Origin of the sequence: Vogesella aquatica (assembly GCF_028548455.1) — a bacterium.
Lineage (GTDB): Bacteria > Pseudomonadota > Gammaproteobacteria > Burkholderiales > Chromobacteriaceae > Vogesella > Vogesella aquatica.
In genome coordinates, this window is the sequence record NZ_JAQQLF010000035.1 from 1 (window position 1) to 13,380 (window position 13,380).

Consider the following 13,380-nt stretch of genomic DNA (forward strand, 5'->3'; position numbering starts at 1 on the left):
CGCCTGCTGGCCGTGCTGCAGGGCATGCGCGTGGACACCGTCTACCACGCCGCCGCCTACAAGCACGTGCCGATGGTGGAGCACAACCCGGTGGCCGGCATCGTCAACAATGCCTTTGGTACCGACACCTGCGCGCGCGCCGCCGAAGACGCCGGCGTGGCCACCTTTGTGCTGATCTCTACCGATAAGGCCGTGCGGCCCACCAACGTGATGGGCGCTACCAAACGCCTGGCCGAGCTCGCGCTGCAGGCGCGCCACGCGGCCGGTAGCCGCACCCGCTGCGTGATGGTGCGTTTTGGTAATGTGCTGGGCAGTTCCGGTTCGGTAGTGCCGCTGTTCAAGCAGCAGATCGCCAGCGGCGGCCCGGTCACGCTGACGCACCCGGAGATTACCCGTTACTTCATGACCATCCCCGAGGCGGCACAGCTGGTGATCCAGGCCGGCGCGATGGGGCAGGGCGGCGACGTGTTCGTGCTGGATATGGGCGAGCCGGTGCGCATCATCGACCTGGCGCGGCGCATGATCCACCTGTCCGGCCTGCAGGTGCGCGACGAGCGCAACCCGCAAGGCGACGTGGAAATCCGCTGCACCGGCCTGCGTCCGGGCGAAAAGCTGTACGAGGAGCTGCTGATCGGCGACAACGTGCTGCCCACCGAGCACCCGCGCATCCTGCGGGCGCAGGAATACCACCTGGCACCGGCCGAGCTGGCGCAACATATGGCCGCCTTGCGTACGGCGTGCGACGCACTGGACGCGGCGCAAGCGTTTGCGCTGCTGCAGGGCGTGGTACACGAGTTCAAGGCCGCCGAGGCTACGGCAGACTGGCTGGAGCAGGCGCGGCGCTAGTACGCACCGACAGCGCTTTACTGCAGCAAAGCACAAGGCCCGCCGGCATTGCCGGCGGGCCTTGTGCTTGCAGGGTTGGCCGCAAGCAGGCTGCCCGCCTGCTACTGATACGCAATGAAAGCTACCTTGTAATACACAGTAGCGTTTGCTAGTATGCAGCCATGCATTCCGGCATGTGTGCCGGCAGGTTCCTTGCATTGCAAGGTAGTGACTGGAGCCGCAGAGCGCGTCAGGCAGACCTGGCACCGGTCATATCACCGTGGCGCAATGACAGCAGGAGGAGGGGGATGAAAACGCAATTACGCAAGGGCACGCTGGAGATGTGCGTGCTGGCTGTGCTGGCCCGCCACGACAGCTATGTCTACGAGATTGTCAGTACGCTGGCGCAAAGCATGGATATCAGCGAGGGCACCATTTACCCGCTGATGCGGCGGCTGCAAGCCGACGACTGGGTCAGTACTTATCTGGTGGAGTCGGCCAGCGGGCCGGCGCGCAAGTACTACCGGCTGACGCCGGCCGGTGGCGAGGCGCTGGCCGCCATGCGCCGGGAGTGGGGCAGTTTCGTTGCCGAGATCAATGCCGTGCTGGGGCAGCCCCGGCCAGAAGGAGACACACCATGAACCGTGAACAGTATCTGCAAAGGTTGGCCGCAGCATTGGGCAAGCTCGGCCCGGCCGAACGCGACGAGATTCTGGCCGACTACCGCGCCTATTTTGACGACGCCGCTGCCGATGGCCGCAGCGAGGCCGAAGTATGCGCCGCACTGGGCGAGCCGGAACGCCTGGCGCGCGAGCTCACCGCCGAGCGCAAGCTGGCCGACTGGGAGGCCGATAAAAGCCCGGCCAATATGAAGCAGGCGCTGGGCGCGCTGGCCGGCCTGGGCGTGCTGAACGTGCTGCTGGCCTTCCCCTACCTGTTCTTGCTGACCTGGCTGGGCAGCCTGTGGCTGGGGGCGGTCGGCATGCTGGTGGCCGGTTTGCTGATTACCGGTGGCTGGGCCAGCCACAGCGTGTTCGGCTGGCCGTCGCTGGACAATATCGTGGTGAACGACAGCGGCGTCGGCCCGTGGCTGATTGCTGCCGGCCCGCGTGACGGTACGCCACCACGGATACGCATCGAAAGCGGGCAGGGCGAAACGGTGCGCATCGAGCCGGACCCGGCCAGCGGCAAGCTGGTGATCGAGGCACGCGATGGCGACGAGCACTTCCGCCTGGAGCGCGACGCCAGCGGCAAGCTGTCGCAGCTGAGTATCGGTGATGGCGCGGACAGCATCGAGCTGAGCGGCCTGCCCAAAGCGTCCTCTGGCAGCGTGCTGGTGTTCGGGCTGGTGCTGACCCTGCTGGGGCTGATCGGTACCTTGCTTGGCTGGAAAGTATTGCGCTGGGTGTGGCACGGCACCGGCCGCTGGCTGCGCTGGCAGCAGCGTCTGCTAGCGGGCGACACGGCAGTGCGGTAGGCTGCGGCCAACCTTTGATACGGGAGCAGGCATGGAAACCCGCTGGCTGGAAGACTTTCTGGTATTGGCCGAAACCGGCAGCTTCACCCGCTCGGCGGAGCTGCGCCACCTCACGCAGCCGGCATTTTCCCGCCGCATCAAGGCGCTGGAAAACTGGCTGGGCGCCGACCTGATCGACCGCACCACCTGGCCGACACGGCTGACGCCGGCCGGTGAGCTGCTACAGGAAAAGGCGCGCCTGCTGGTGGGCGAGCTGTCCAGCACCCGCAGCCTGCTGCGCGGCTTGCAGCAGGCCGACGCCGCCACGCTGACGCTGGCAGTGCCGCATACGCTGTCGTTCGGCTTTGTGCCACGCTGGCTGGCGGACGAGCAGGCCACGCTGGGCGAGGTAGCCTGGCGCCTGCTGGCGCATAACGTGCACGACGCGGTGATCGCGCTGACCGAAGGCAACGCCGACCTGCTGCTGTGCTACCACCACCCGCGCCACCCGGTGGAGCTGCCGGACAGCCGCTACCACGGCCTGCGCCTGGGCAGCGAAACGCTGCAGCCGTTTTGCCGCGCCGAGCACGGCCAAGCCTTGTGGCAGCTGCCCGGCAGCGACGGCGCGCCGCTGCCGTTTCTGGCCTACGGCCCCAATGCCTACTTTCGCCGCATGGTGGAGCTGATCATCGAACGCGCGCCGCAGCCCTGCCTGCTGCAGCAGCGTTTCGAAACCGACATGGCCGAAGGCCTGAAAGCCATGGTGCTGGAAGGCCATGGCGTGGCGTTCTTGCCGCAGAGCGCGGTACAGCGCGAGCTGGCCGCCGGGCAGCTGGCCGCCGCCGGCGGCGAGGCGTGGTCGCTGCCGATGGAAATCCGCGTATACCGCGATGCACGGCGCGAGCTGCCGCAGCTGGATGCGCTGTGGCAAGGGTTGGCCGCACGCTACCCGGCGGTGTGAGCGTGGGGTGAGCGGGCTATCCGGGCGTTAGCCAGGCGGGTACCCCTGCGTATGTTCGCGTTCGCCAGCAGTTTGCCAGCCTGGTGAACCCGGCACGCTACACACAATCCACGTGATGGATGTCTTTGTCTGTGTTCAACCGGTGTCTGTTTTGCTCAATATCCTGGCACGTTGGCCGCAAAAAGCTGCCATTTGCCAGATCATGCAAATCTTGCATGATCCTATCGCCATTCGGAATTGGCCGCCGCCATGGCGCTGCCGCTACAGTGCACGCACTCCACAAAAAGCAAAAGACAACACCTATGACCACCCGCCTGGAACACGATCTGCTGGGGGACCGCGAGGTCCCGGCACACGCCTACTGGGGCGTGCACACCCTGCGTGCTATCGAAAACTTCCCCATCACCGGCCAGACCATCGCCAGCTACGGCGACCTGATCCGTGCGCTGGCGGTGATCAAACAGGCTGCTGCGCTGGCTAACCACCAGCTGGGCATTCTGGCCGATCACCACAAGGAAGCCATCGTGCTGGCCTGCGAGGAAATCCGCGCCGGCAAGCTGCACGACCAGTTTGTGGTAGACGTGATCCAGGGCGGTGCTGGCACCTCCACCAATATGAACGCCAACGAGGTGATCGCCAACCGCGCGCTGGAGCTGTTGGGCCACGCCAAGGGCGAGTACCAGCACCTGCACCCCAACGAACACGTGAACATGGGGCAGAGCACCAACGACGTGTACCCCACCGCGCTGCGCCTGGCCACCTTCTGGGGCGTACAGCGCCTGCTGGCGGCCATGGCCCGCCTGCGCGACGCCTTCGACGACAAGGCCGACGAATTTGCCGACGTGCTGAAGATGGGGCGTACCCAGCTGCAGGACGCGGTACCGATGACGCTGGGGCAGGAATTCCGCACCTACGCCGTGATGCTGGGTGAAGACGAACAACGCCTGTACGAAGCCAGCGCCCTGATGCTGGAAATCAACCTGGGCGCCACCGCCATCGGCACCGGTATTACCGCGCACCCGGACTACACCCCGCTGGTGTGCCAGAAGCTGTCGGCGCTTACCGGCCTGGCGCTGCAAACCGCGCCCAACCTGATCGAGGCCACCCAGGACTGCGGCGCCTTCGTGCAGCTGTCCGGCGTACTGAAGCGCGTGGCGGTAAAGCTGTCCAAGAGCTGCAACGACTTGCGCTTGCTGTCGTCCGGCCCGCGTGCCGGCCTGGGCGAAATCAACCTGCCGGCGCGCCAGGCTGGCTCGTCCATCATGCCGGGTAAAGTGAACCCGGTGATTCCGGAAGTGGTGACCCAGGTGGCCTACGAAGTGATCGGCAACGACATGACCGTTACCATGGCGGCCGAGGCCGGCCAGCTGCAGCTGAACGCCTTCGAGCCGGTCATCGCCTACAGCCTGTTCCGCAGCGTGAGCCACCTGGCCGCCGCCTGCGACACCCTGCGCGATAACTGTGTGGTAGGCATTACCGCCAACCGCGACTATCTGCTGGACACTGTGCACCGCTCGGTGGGCCTGGTCACCGCGCTGAATCCCTACATCGGCTACGCCGCTGCCACCGAGGTCGCCACCGAAGCGCACCAGAGCGGCGGCAGTGTGTACGACATTGTGCTGCGCCGTGGCTTGCTGACGCGCGAGCAGCTGGATACCGTGCTGCAGCCGGCAGCGCTGACCAGCCCGCGCTGGCTCACGCTGTAACGATTCCCTCTCTCTTGAATGTGATGTGAAGCTTGGCCGCCCTACCGCAAGGTATGGCGGCATTTTTTTGCCTGCACATCACCCGATCTGGGCGGGTACGATTGCGCATTTTGCTAGGCGAAATTGCATGTTTATTGCGCTGTCGTCCCATGCACTGCCACAAGCTTGCCCGCACTGGCGCGGCTTGCCGCTTTGGCCGGCCTGCCCGTGCCGTGGTGCGGGATTTGCCTGATTACAGCACGCCCGCTTTCTGTTTTAATGCCAGCCCTGCGCGGCAGGCTTGACCTTGCAGCAGGATAAAAACAAGCGCTACGGTGCTGATGTACTGCCCGGCAACGACCGGAGCGGACACTACAAAGGATTAATTTCACAAAGCAATACAGGGAAATACCGTGAAACTTAATCGATTGACCAAGATGATCCTGGCCGCCATGGTGCTGGGTATCATTGCCGGCTACGGCTGGCGTGAAATGGCTGGTAGCGAAGAAGCGATCAAATCGTTTGCCGACCAGCTGTCCATCCTGACCGACATCTTCCTGCGCCTGATCAAGATGATCATTGCGCCGCTGGTGTTCTCTACCCTGGTGGTGGGTATTGCCCGCATGGGTGATTCGGCGACCGTTGGCCGCATTGGTGCCAAAGCCATGGGCTGGTTTGTGACCGCCTCGCTGGTATCGCTGGTGCTGGGCCTGATCATGGTGAACCTGCTGAAACCGGGCGTGGGCCTGAGCCTGCCACTGCCGGAAGTGACCGCCAGCTCGGGTATCGAGAAAGGCGCGCTGACGCTGAAAGACTTCATCAGCCACCTGATTCCGAAGAGCGTGTTTGACGCGCTGGCCAAGAACGAAATCCTGGCCATTGTGGTGTTCTCGCTCTTCTTCGGCACGGCTGCGTCTGCCGTAGGCGACAAGGCCAAAGGCCTGATCGACGCTATCGACGCCGTGGCGCACATCATGCTGAAAGTCACCGGCTACGTGATGAACTTCGCCCCCTTTGCCGTGTTTGCCGCGATTGCCGGCATGGTGGCCAAGGAAGGCCTGGGCATCCTGTCTACCTACGGCAGCTTCATGGCGCAGTTCTACCTGTCGCTGGGCTTGCTGTGGCTGGCGCTGCTGGGCATGGGTTCGCTGTTCCTGAAACGCCGCGTGCTGGAGTTGCTGCGCGCCATTCGCGAGCCGGCACTGCTGGCGTTTTCTACCGCCAGCTCGGAAGCCGCCTACCCGAAAACCTTGGACCGCCTGAAACGTTTTGGTTGTAGCGACCGCATCGCCAGCTTTGTGCTGCCGATGGGCTACTCGTTCAACCTGGACGGCTCGATGATGTACTGCACCTTTGCCACCATCTTCATCGCCCAGGCTTACGGTATCGACCTGAGCCTGTCGCAGGAAATCACCATGCTGCTGATCCTGATGGTGACCTCCAAAGGCATGGCCGGTGTGCCGCGTGCTTCGCTGGTGGTGATTGCCGCCACGCTGGCGCAGTTCAACATCCCTGAAGCCGGCCTGCTGCTGCTGCTGGGTGTGGACCACTTCCTGGACATGGGCCGCTCCGCCACCAACGTACTGGGCAACGCCATTGCTGCCTGCGTGGTCGCCAAGAGCGAAAAAGAGCTGGGCGCTGCCCAGCCGGTGCTGGACGAAGACGACGACATCGATCCGCAGCCGCGCCGCGAACCCGAGCTGGAGCCGGCATTTGCCAAACAGGGCTAATGCCCTGACACTGTCGGCTGGACAACGATGGACGCATCATGAAAAGCGATGAACGCTATCTGACCCAGCCGCAGCTGGCAGAACTGGCCAGCCAGGTACAACAGTATCTGGCGGGTGAACACGAGGTAGAACTGGGCGGTTTTGACGCCCAGGCATTGGTGTTGCTGGTGGCCGACCGTCTTGGCCCGGCCATCTACAACAAAGCGCTGGCCGATGCACGCAGTGCGCTGGATACGCGCATGGAGTCGCTGCAGTCTGCCCTGTGGGAGCTGGAGCGCAGCTAGCGCCCCGTTACTGCCAGCGCTTGGTATAAAAAGGTTGGCCGCATGCCGTATGGTGTGCGGCCAACCTTTTTTCATGTTGGCAAACCAAGAAAAAAGCCTGCCACGTGGCAGGCTTTTTGGCGGCGAGCCCGTGGCTTACCAGGCGCTATGCCATACGTCCAGCAGGCCGCTGACTTCTACGCCGGAGACTTCGCTGCGGCCTTTCAGCCAGGCCGCCAGTGCAGCCTGTACTTCGGCGGTGACTTTCACGCCGTTTACCGGAAACACGATGCCATCGAGCTGGCCATCGCTAAAGTGGCCACCAAAGCTCACGCCTTGTGCGTCTACCGCTTCCAGCCAGCCATTCAGGAAAGCATCGTTGGCTGCATCGTCCAGGCCTGCCAGTGCCGCAACGACGGTAAAGCCCAGTTCCTGGAACTCGCCCACGCGCAGTTTCTTGCGTTGGCGTGGCGACAGGCGTTTCAGACGGTTTGGCGAGTTCGGATTGGTCATGGTTGGATTCCGGTTAAAAACAATCAGGCCGCGATGATAGCGCGGCCTGATTGGCTTGTGTGGTTAAACTTAGAAGATGGGGAAGTCGAAGGTTTGGGGGCTAGCATTGCCAGGCAGCCTGATGGTGATAGTCAGCGTATCCGGAGCGGTGGCAGCCGTGCCGCAGGTGACCCCTGTGGCAAGGTTAAGATTAGTCGTGTACGTTTCTGGCCGATCAATCTGATTGCCAACAGTGTACGACGTGGTGCCGGATAGCGCCGCACTGGCCGCCAGGGCGGTCGTCGTAACGCTGAAGGTAACCGTAGTGCCAGCAGGTAAGGTGTTTGCGAAAACGTCGGCCGGCTTATAGCTGACTGTTGCCGTACTGGCCGGGCACAGGTCGAAGTTATTCAGTTCGGCCGCTCCTTTGGTCGGGTTGTAAATGAGGCTGTTGTTGCTGATACCCCAGATAATTTCAGCGGTGCGTCGCAAGTGTACGGTGGACGCGGCTCGGCCATCGGAGCGTGCTACGCCGTCGAAAAAGCCATTGCCTGTTTCGTCATGGATGCCATTGCGATTGAGATCCAGATAAAACTCGGAGTAGCTGTTGCCTGCAACAGTCAGCCAACTTTGTGCTTTGTTGACCGTGGTTCTGGGTTGGCCGGGCCGGGCATCTAGAAATGCTTCGGGTAGGTCGTAGTTGCTGACAAACTCACCGGTATCGAATACGCCATTGCTGTTTTTGTCGTCAAAACTTTCTTCGCCCTGCATGTAGGCCAACACTGTCTGGCGCCCGGCATCCACCAGTGCGTTACGGGCACCGCTGCTCAGCAGGGTGACGTTGCAGCTGCCTGCCGTCATGCTGCATTTGGAGGTGATAGTACCGATACCGCCTTCGGTAACAAAATTGACGGTGGTACCGTCTGGTACGGGGTTGCCCTGGCGATCGGATGCGCGGGCTGTAAGGGTAATGCTGACACCGTCGGTGTTATAGAACGCCGGGTTGTAGCTGGAAACTGAGAGTGAAAAGCCATTCTGATGAGGAAGGCCGGTGCTGATGGAAAGTTGGCTGGATTGCGCGCTGTACTTGCCGGCGACCGCGGTTACCCTGACTGGCGTAGGCACTGTACCGGAGATAACCCGAGCGGTAGCTATACCGCTGCTGTCTGTGACGGCTTGATTGGTCTGAAGAGCCAACCCACCAACAGCGGTATTCAAGGAGAATGTGACCGTTTCCCCTGTCAGAGGTTGATTCAGGGCATCTTTGACCAGGAATTTCACCTCGGCCTGCGTTTCACCTTCCCCTCCTTGATAGACAAGCAAATCTGGTGTGGCCGAACTGAAACTGATGGATGCAGCTTTCGATACGCTGCTTGTTGTTCCGCTTGAACCACTGCCACTACCGCCTGTACTTTGTGTGGCTGTCTGCCCGGAGCTGCCGCCGCCGCCCCCTCCGCCCCCGCAGCCTGTCAGGGCGAGTGCAGTGCACAAAGTTGTCAGAAGAAATGCCTGCTGTAGCCGGGTAGTGTTGGGTGCCACGATGAGCCTCGCTTGTTGCGTCGGGTTAAAATGGCCGAAGTGGTATGTGGTGATTCGCTCCGGCCATCAAGCTGTTGGCATCATTTTATTGGCATGTTGCTACATTGCGCTACATTTCTATGTGTTACAAACCCAGTTCCTGCCAGATGCTATCGATACGGGCTGACACTTCGGTGCTCATGCTGATGGTGGTGCCCCATTCCCGGTTTGTTTCGCCGGGTAGCTTGTTGGTGGCGTCCAGCCCCATCTTGCCACCCAGGCCCGAGATCGGGCTGGCAAAGTCCAGATAGTCGATAGGCGTATTCTCGATAAGCGTGGTATCGCGTACCGGGTCCATGCGGGTGGTAATAGCCCAGATCACTTCTTTCCAGTCGCGCGTGTTCACGTCGTCGTCCACCACCACAATGAACTTGGTGTACATGAACTGGCGCAGGAAGCTCCAGCAGCCCATCATCACGCGCTTGGCATGGCCGGGGTACTGTTTCTTGATGCTGATCACCGCCATGCGGTAGCTGCAGCCTTCGGGTGGCAGATAGAAGTCTACGATTTCGGGAAACTGCTTCTGCAGGATGGGCACGAACACTTCGTTCAGGGCTACGCCCAAAATGGCCGGCTCATCCGGTGGCTTGCCGGTATAGGTACTGTGGTACACCGGGTTCTCGCGCATGGTGATGCGGTCGATGGTGAATACCGGGAAGCTGTCCTGCTCGTTGTAGTAGCCGGTATGGTCACCGTACGGGCCTTCCATCGCCATATCGTTGGGGTGGATATGGCCTTCCAGCACGATTTCGGCGCTAGCCGGTACTTGCAGGTCGGAGCCCATACACTTCACCAGCTCGGTACGGCTACCGCGTAGCAGGCCGGCAAACTGGTATTCGGACAGCGTATCCGGTACCGGTGTGACCGCGCCCAGAATGGTGGCCGGGTCGCAGCCCAGTACCACGGCGACAGGGTAGGGCTTGTCAGGGTTGGCCGCACGGAACTCGCGGTAGTCCAGCGCGCCGCCGCGGTGCGCCAGCCAGCGCATGATGACGCGGTTGCGGCCGATGACCTGCTGGCGGTAGATGCCCAGGTTCTGGCGCTTTTTGTGCGGGCCGCGGGTAACGGTGAGGCCCCAGGTGATCAGTGGTGCCACGTCGCCCGGCCAGCAGTGCTGGATGGGCAGGCGCGAAAGGTCTACCTCGTCGCCTTCCCACACGATTTCCTGGCAGGGGGCTTTGCGCACTTCTTTCGGTGCCATCGATAGCACCTGCTTCAATAGCGGTAGCTTGTCCCAGGCATCGCGAAAGCCTTTTGGTGGCTCCGGCTCTTTCAGGTAGGCCAGCGTCTGGCCGATTTCGCGCAGTGCCATCACGTCACTGGCCCCCATGCCCATGGCCACGCGCTTGGGGGTGCCGAACAGGTTGGCCAGCACCGGGATATCGTAGCGTTTGTCCCCGGCTTGCGGCTGGGTAAACAGCAGGGCAGGGCCACCCGCTTTTAGCACGCGGTCGCCGATTTCGGTCATTTCCAGATGGGGGGAGACAGGGTGGGTAATGCGTTTTAGCTCGCCCTGTGCCTCGAGCTGGGACATGAAGTCCCTCAAGTCGTGGTATTTCATGATTTTTTCATGATCTAGCGCAAAAACGATGGTGCGGCGCAAGGTTAATCTAGGTTCTGACGTCGCAAGCTACTGTCCGCAGTGAGTCAAGTCAATAAGCGGACACGCAAGCGAACGATTTTTGCTAGCTACCCGCTTGGAGATAATGATGAAAAAGCTTGCTATTGCTGCTCTGGCTACCCTGCTGACTTCCAGTGCCTTCGCTGCCCAGGGTGACATCCTGGCGCGCTTCCGCGTGACCAACGTGAACCCGCAGACTTCTGTAGACAAAACGCTGGAAGCACTGAAAGTGGATGTAAAAGACGACACCATCCCTGAAGTCGACTTTACCTACATGCTGACCAACAATGTTGGCGTAGAGCTGATTCTGGGTACATCCAAGCACACGCTGACTGCTGGTGGCGCCGATATCGGTTCCGTTAAAGTACTGCCACCAACCGTTACTGCCCAGTACCACTTCAACCCGCAAGGCGAGTTCCGCCCATACGTGGGTGCCGGTGTGAACTACACCCGCTTCTATAGCCTGAAAGACAAGTCCGGCCTGAACCTGACCGTAGACAAAAATAGCTTTGGCCCAGCGCTGCAAGTAGGTATGGATACCCCGCTGACCAAAGACATTTTCCTGAACTTTGACGTGAAAAAGATCTGGATCAAAACCAAGGTCAAAGCCGGTGGCGCCGATGCGGGCACCCTGGACATCAACCCGCTGGTGACCAGCGTAGGTATCGGTACCAAGTTCTAATACTTGCGTTATCGTGTGAAAAAAGGGCACTCCGGTGCCCTTTTTGTTTGTTTTATGAACACCCGCGTGTAACCTCTGGCCAGCTTGTCAGCCTATGGGGTGCTGGGTATGCTGTGCCTGTTCATCCATCCGGAAGTTCCTGCTCAATGACCGCGCAAACCGGCCGCGCCACCCATAGTCACGTTGCGCTTTATGCGGCGCTGGTCAATGCCGTGGTGATCTTTTTCCTCAGCCTGTACCCCTTTACTGGCTGGGCTTATTCCGGGCGGCCGTTTTTCGAGTTTCTCTCCTATCCGCTGCCGTTTTACTTCCGCTTTTTTGATAATGCGGCCAACGTTCTCATTTATATCCCCTACGGTTTCAGCCTGGCGCTATTGTTGCTGCCGCGCTGGCACTCATTCCTGCTGGCCATCTTCGTGGCGAGTCTCACCAGTATCGGTGTCGAGTTTCTGCAGGAGTTCCTGCCCATGCGTGTGGCATCCAACCTGGATGTGCTGTGCAATCTGGCAGGCGCGTGCCTTGGCGCCACGCTGGCGGTATCGCCGCTGTTTCGTCGCCAATGGCACCACCTCAAGCAATGGCGTCGTCGCCATTTTGCCGACCACAGCGCTGTAGATTACGGGCTGCTGCTGCTGGGCTTGTGGTTTATTACCCAGCTGAATCCCGCGATGCCCTTGTTTGGTGTAGTGGCTTATCCGCAAGGCCTGCCGCAGCCCTATGTTTCACCGCTGGACAACCCCCGACTGTTCCTGTTCTTGGTTGAGGCAGGCGGCGCCATGGCCAATATGCTGGCCGCCTGTCTGTTCATGACCAGCCTATTGCAGCAGAAGGTCGATCGTTTCAAATCCATCCTGTTGTTGCTTGCCGGCATCTGGTTTTGCAAAATGCTGGCCGCAGGTGTCCTGCTCAAACCCTTCGCGCTGTTTCAGTGGATCAACCCTCACCTGGTTACTGGCCTGACTGCTGGCTTTCTGCTGCTGTGGTTTTTTGCCGGGCGGTCACGGCTGGTGCAAACCATTACTGCCATCCTGGCACTGTTGTTGGCGCAGTTTGCTGCCACGCTATGGCCGCTGAGCGAAGTGCAGTCCGACTTCCTGTCGCTGTTCCGCTGGCCTTACGGGCACCTGCTCAATATGAGCGCGTTATTGGACTTCCTTTCGGACTTGTGGCCGGCTGCAGCATTGGTTTGTCTGTTGCTCTCTTGCTACCAGCAACTAAATCCGTCGCAAATCAAGCAATGAGGTGATACGCCAGTCCACCCAGGCCGGTTTGCGGATCTGGTGGCTTAGCCAAACCGTACGCATGCCCAGGCGCTTTGCCGTTTTCAGGTTGGCCGCAGAATCTTCCACCATGATGCAGCGCCCGGCATCCAGACCTGCCTGGCGAAGTACGCGGGTATAAGCCGCCACCCGTGGTTTGGGCATCAAACCAAAACTGTCCATGCCAAAGCAGTCCTCAATCTGTGCTTCTATCCCCAGGTGGCGCACGATCGCTTCTACATAATGCTGGGGGCCGTTAGAGAACACCCATTTGCGCCCGTTGAGGCACCTCAGCCACTGCGGCAGTTGGGTACTGGTTTCAATCAACGGCAATAAGCTTTCCATAGGGTGTGTCTGCGCTAGAAAATGATGCGGGGCAATACCATGGTGCCGCTGCAAGCCTGCCAGCGTTGCACCATAACGCTGCCAGTACTCTGTGCGTAGCGTGTCAGCTTCTGTTCGTGCTACGCTAACATGGCGGCATATATAGCTAGTCATGTACTCGTTAATCATGGGAAAAACCGCCGCACCGGCATGGTGTAGCGTGTCATCCAGGTCAAAAAGCCAGTGTGGAGCGTGCCTGCTGCTGGTCATTTACTGATACACCCAATCGAAAAGTACGCCAGTTTATGGGGCAATCCAAAATAAATCGCGGCCTTTTTGCTTCGCAATCAGTGGCTTGTCAGGACGGCAGTAAAAAACTTTGCAATAAGTGTTGACGCCCTTTGTCTGTCTGGGTATAGTTCGCCTCCTCAGCTGACGACGCAAACGAAACAAGCCAGTCAGCACCGCTCTTTAACAGACCAAATAACCGATAGGTGTAAGTGT

Annotated in this window: 13 protein-coding genes; 9 read left to right on the top strand and 4 right to left on the bottom strand. The window is 60.5% G+C overall.

Translation table 11 applies throughout. From position 1 onward, the window contains the following. The 7 genes from PQU95_RS18295 to PQU95_RS18325 form a co-directional block, all read left to right on the top strand. On the top strand, positions 1 to 846 hold an 846-nt coding region (locus PQU95_RS18295), incomplete at its 5' end, for a UDP-N-acetylglucosamine 4,6-dehydratase family protein (RefSeq protein ID WP_272753330.1). A 287-nt stretch (positions 847 to 1,133) separates the two neighbouring features. Then, positions 1,134 to 1,466, top strand: a complete 333-nt coding sequence (locus PQU95_RS18300) for a PadR family transcriptional regulator (RefSeq protein WP_272753331.1) — start codon at positions 1,134 to 1,136, stop codon at positions 1,464 to 1,466. Further along, positions 1,463 to 2,302: a DUF1700 domain-containing protein gene (locus PQU95_RS18305; protein ID WP_272753332.1), complete on the top strand. Its 840-nt coding sequence runs from the start codon at positions 1,463 to 1,465 to the stop codon at positions 2,300 to 2,302. Before PQU95_RS18300 ends, PQU95_RS18305 begins: the two co-directional genes overlap by 4 nt. Before the next feature lie 31 nt (positions 2,303 to 2,333). After that, positions 2,334 to 3,242, top strand: coding sequence for a LysR substrate-binding domain-containing protein (locus tag PQU95_RS18310; RefSeq protein WP_272753333.1), 909 nt, complete (start codon positions 2,334 to 2,336; stop codon positions 3,240 to 3,242). A gap of 302 nt (positions 3,243 to 3,544) precedes the next feature. Continuing rightward, positions 3,545 to 4,948, top strand: coding sequence for an aspartate ammonia-lyase (gene aspA / locus PQU95_RS18315; RefSeq protein WP_272753334.1), 1,404 nt, complete (start codon positions 3,545 to 3,547; stop codon positions 4,946 to 4,948). Positions 4,949 to 5,340: 392 nt separating this feature from the next. Further along, positions 5,341 to 6,657 (top strand): dicarboxylate/amino acid:cation symporter, encoded by a 1,317-nt coding sequence (locus tag PQU95_RS18320; protein WP_272753335.1) that lies wholly within the window; start codon positions 5,341 to 5,343, stop codon positions 6,655 to 6,657. Between the two features lie 38 nt (positions 6,658 to 6,695). Then, positions 6,696 to 6,941, top strand: a complete 246-nt coding sequence (locus tag PQU95_RS18325) for a DUF2164 domain-containing protein (RefSeq protein WP_272753336.1) — start codon at positions 6,696 to 6,698, stop codon at positions 6,939 to 6,941. Between the two features lie 135 nt (positions 6,942 to 7,076). Here the strand turns inward: PQU95_RS18325 and PQU95_RS18330 are convergent, their stop codons facing one another. The 3 genes from PQU95_RS18330 to ubiD all read right to left on the bottom strand — a co-directional run bounded on the left by PQU95_RS18330 (position 7,077) and on the right by ubiD (position 10,551). Then, positions 7,077 to 7,433 (bottom strand): 50S ribosome-binding protein YggL, encoded by a 357-nt coding sequence (locus PQU95_RS18330; RefSeq protein WP_017509409.1) that lies wholly within the window; start codon positions 7,431 to 7,433, stop codon positions 7,077 to 7,079. A gap of 69 nt (positions 7,434 to 7,502) precedes the next feature. Beyond that, positions 7,503 to 8,951, bottom strand: a complete 1,449-nt coding sequence (locus PQU95_RS18335; RefSeq protein WP_272753337.1) for an Ig-like domain-containing protein — start codon at positions 8,949 to 8,951, stop codon at positions 7,503 to 7,505. 124 nt (positions 8,952 to 9,075) lie between these two features. After that, complete coding sequence (gene ubiD, locus PQU95_RS18340; RefSeq protein ID WP_272753338.1) at positions 9,076 to 10,551, bottom strand: 4-hydroxy-3-polyprenylbenzoate decarboxylase; 1,476 nt, start codon at positions 10,549 to 10,551, stop codon at positions 9,076 to 9,078. A gap of 148 nt (positions 10,552 to 10,699) precedes the next feature. Between ubiD and PQU95_RS18345 the strand changes: the two genes are divergently transcribed. Next, positions 10,700 to 11,293 carry an OmpW/AlkL family protein gene (locus tag PQU95_RS18345; protein WP_272753339.1) on the top strand — a complete coding sequence of 198 codons (594 nt, stop codon included), beginning with the start codon at positions 10,700 to 10,702 and terminating at the stop codon, positions 11,291 to 11,293. Positions 11,294 to 11,439: 146 nt separating this feature from the next. Then, positions 11,440 to 12,534 (top strand): VanZ family protein, encoded by a 1,095-nt coding sequence (locus PQU95_RS18350; protein ID WP_272753340.1) that lies wholly within the window; start codon positions 11,440 to 11,442, stop codon positions 12,532 to 12,534. Here the strand turns inward: PQU95_RS18350 and PQU95_RS18355 are convergent. Beyond that, on the bottom strand, positions 12,508 to 13,146 hold the full coding sequence (locus PQU95_RS18355; RefSeq protein WP_272753341.1) for a pyrimidine 5'-nucleotidase: 639 nt from the start codon (positions 13,144 to 13,146) through the stop codon (positions 12,508 to 12,510). The genes PQU95_RS18350 and PQU95_RS18355 overlap by 27 nt on opposite strands. Positions 13,147 to 13,380: the final 234 nt, after the last annotated feature.